Raw genomic sequence first — 3284 nt, 5'->3', positions numbered from 1 at the left:
GCCCAGGTGGCGTCGCACCTCCGGGTCGGTCCACAGCCGGGTGACGGCCGGCACGTCGCCGGTCCGGACGGACCGCAGCAGCAGCCGCTCGGTGGTGACGGTCGCCGCCAACCTGGCCGTGCTGGCCGGCTGGATGTCGCACGACGTCGGCCTCGAACCGACCGCCCAGAAGTACTTCGTCATCGCCGCCCACGCGGCACGCGAGGGCGGCGACCGGCCGCGGGCCGGCGAGGCACTGTCCCGCGCCGCCCGCCAGATGGTGCACCTCGGCCGTCCCGACGACGCGCTCGACCTGATGAAGCTCGCCAAGTCCGGCTCGGGCGACGAGGTACTGCCCCGGACGCAGGCGATGCTGCACACCATCGAGGCATGGGCCCAGGCGTCCATGGGCAAGGGCCAGGCCATGCGTCGCACGCTCGGCGAGGCCGAGGACCTCTTCGTCTCGGACCGGGCGAACGTCCCGCCGCCGAGCTGGATGCAGAACTTCGACGACGCCGACATGCACGGCATGCAGGCACTGGCCTACCGCACCCTCGCGGAGCACGACCCGGCCGCCGCCGTCCCGGCGCAGCGCCACGCCAAGCTGGCGCTCGAACTCCGGCGCAACGGCCACAACCGCTCGAAGCTCTTCGACTACATCTCGCTGGCCTCGGCCTGCTTCATCGCCGACGATCCGGAGCAGGCCGACCGCTATGCCCGGCTCGCCCTCGTGTCGATGGGGGACACCTCCTCGCACCGCACCTGGGACCGGCTGCGCGAGATGTACCGGCTGACCGGGCAGTACGCCGGCTACTCGAAGATCGAGGACCTGCGCGAGGAGATCGCCCTCGCCCTGCCGACCCCGGCGGCCGGCACGCAGGGGACCGGCACGGTCTGACGGCGGGACGCCGGGTACGACGTCACGGGCACGGACCCAGGTGCCCCTCCGCATACTCCCGCGCACACGCCCGGGCCCCCGGCGCGCAGGCACCCGCACGCACACACGAGGGCACACCGGCTCCGCCGGTATGCCCTGGAACGAGGCACGACCCGGTGACCTCGTCTCACCGGTGTGTGCGGCCACCGCCCGGGAGCGGCACGCCCCCGCACGGTCCGACTCCGGGAGCCGGACCCCTTTCCTCGCCGAGGTCCCCCCGACCCCTACCGACCGACCCTGACCACCATCACGCAGGCGTCGTCCTCACGCGGCGCCTCGCCGAACTCCGCGACCACCGACCGGACGCAGTCCTGCGCGTCCCGCGCCGCCGCCAGCCGTGGCGCGAGCTCCAGCAGCCGCTGCGTACCGGAGTCGTCCCCGTCATGGCCGCGGGTCAATCCGTCCGTGTGCAGGACCAGCAGATCGCCGGGCAGCAGCCGGATGTCCGCCTCCTCGTACGAGGCAGCGGCCGTCGCGCCCAGCAGCACGCCGTCGGGCCTGGCGAGGGCGCGTCCCGTCCCGTCGCGGAAGAGCAGCGGGGCGGGGTGTCCGGCCTGCGCCCAGGAGAGCGTCTGGCGCGCCGGGTCGTAGCGGCAGCACATCGCGCTGCCCAGGGCCGGCTGGACCGAGGTCTCGAGCAATTGGTTGAGGTGACCCATGAGAGCCGCGGGGCGGATCCCCGCCACCGCCATCCCGCGCAGCGCGCCCAGCAGCATGGCCATGGAGGAGGTGGCCGACACGCCGTGCCCGGTGAGGTCACCGACCGTCAGCAGGGCGTCCCCGTCCGGAAGCGCGAGCGCGTCGTACCAGTCGCCGCCGATGAGGCCGGTGCTGGCGGCCGGCAGGTAGTGGCCCGCCACGTCGAGCGGGGCGCCCGGGCCGCCGTGAGCGAAGCTCAGCGAACCGCGCCACGGGGGGAGGACGGCCTCCTGGAGTTCGACGGCGACCCTGCGCTCGGTGCGCTCGACGTGACGACGGCGCTGGAGGGAGTCACGGGACTCGCGGACCGCGCGCTCGCTGCGGCGCAGTTCGCTGACGTCCCGTAAGACGGCCCACATGGAGGCGGTGCAGCCGTCCTGGTCGAGGACGGGCTCGCCCATCATGTGCAGGGTCCGGACCCGGCCGTCGGTGCGGACGATGCGGAACTCGCCGTCGATCGGCTTCCCGTCGATCAGACAGTCCGTCACCATCGCCTGGAGCAGCGACTGGTCCTCCGCGAAGACCATCGACGGCAGTTCGTCGAGCGACATGGGGCCGCTCTCCTCGGTGCGGCCGAAGATCCGGTACAACTCCTCGGACCAGCTGACCTCGTCGGTCAGCAGGTTCCACTCGGCGCTGCCGACGCGGCTCAGCAGGGAGCCGGCGGACGCGCGCGCGGGTGCCGGAGCGCTGCCGTACGCGGCGCCGGGCGTGGTCGGCAGGTCGTCGGGCAGACCGTTCTTCAGCTGCCCGAGATGGGCGCCGAGGTCGTCGAGTTGATGCACGGCCAGATCGCAGAGGGCGCGCTGCCAGCGGTTCTGGGGGTCGTCCTCGTCCAGAACGGCGTCCCGGCGCACGGCGTCGACGTCTCCGCGCAGACGCCGGGTCTGCGAGATCAACGCGTCCACCGTGCCATGCTCTGACGGCTGGGCGGGACGGTCCGCGAAGCGAGGGGACGGCATGTCGTACTCCGATACAGGCGCGGCACGGCCGGAAGTGGAACAAGGCCCGGTTACGACTGTGGCACAGGCGACGACAGGCCGTAAGGGATTTGGCAACACTCGATACGGTGGTGCTTGCGGCATATGCCGCAGGCCCGCCGGGTATCGGCCCTCAGGATGGTAACGGTAAGCGCCGGTAGGAAGGTTACGGTGCTGCTGTGGTGAGCAACGAGGTGGACACGGTGGGGACGGCGCTGCTGCTGGCGGCAGCGCCCGCGGGGCGCGGACGAGCGATGGACGCGGCCTCGGTGCTGCCCGCGCTGGCGGCGGTGCCGCCGAGCGCGCTGACCGGTACGCCGGCGGCGACGGTCGTCGAACTGGCCGACCCCCTGGACCCGCAGACGGTCCTGACCCGGTTGCGGGCCGCGGCGGCCGCCCCGGGACCGCTGGCGGTCTACCTGGCGGGCCAGTTGCACCTGGACCGCCGCCAGCAGCTGCCGCACCTGGCCCTCGCGCGGACCACGGCCGCGACGCTCCGGTACACCGGGCTGCCCTGGCACTGGCTGGCGGGTGAACTCGCCCTGCGGGCACCCGGAACGACCACCGTCGTGGCGGACCTCGTCGCCGACGCGGAACTGTGGCAGCGGCTGACCGCCGCCCCCGGTCTCCTCTCCCTTGGCCCCGGCCCGTTGCTCTACGGCCGGGTCCTGCCGGCACCGCGCCGCGGC

The 3284-nt window shown here is 73.4% G+C and carries 1 protein-coding gene and 2 pseudogenes; 2 read left to right on the top strand and 1 reads right to left on the bottom strand.

All coding sequences use genetic code 11. The annotated features are described in order from the left end of the window. Positions 1–94: 94 nt before the first annotated feature. A pseudogene (locus tag EAO71_RS01310) lies at positions 95–877 on the top strand (hypothetical protein); the annotation flags it as partial. Between the two features lie 263 nt (positions 878–1140). On the opposite strand, the gene EAO71_RS01305 reads toward EAO71_RS01310, so the two are convergent. Then, positions 1141–2577 (bottom strand): PP2C family protein-serine/threonine phosphatase, encoded by a 1437-nt coding sequence (locus EAO71_RS01305; protein WP_147975905.1) that lies wholly within the window; start codon positions 2575–2577, stop codon positions 1141–1143. 272 nt (positions 2578–2849) lie between these two features. Between EAO71_RS01305 and EAO71_RS01300 the strand changes: the two are divergent. Further along, positions 2850–3284 (top strand): annotated as a pseudogene (locus EAO71_RS01300) (hypothetical protein); the annotation flags it as partial.

It is taken from the genome of Streptomyces sp. MS191 (assembly GCF_008042125.1).
GTDB lineage: Bacteria > Actinomycetota > Actinomycetes > Streptomycetales > Streptomycetaceae > Streptomyces.
This window is presented reverse-complemented; position numbering and strand designations above follow the sequence as displayed.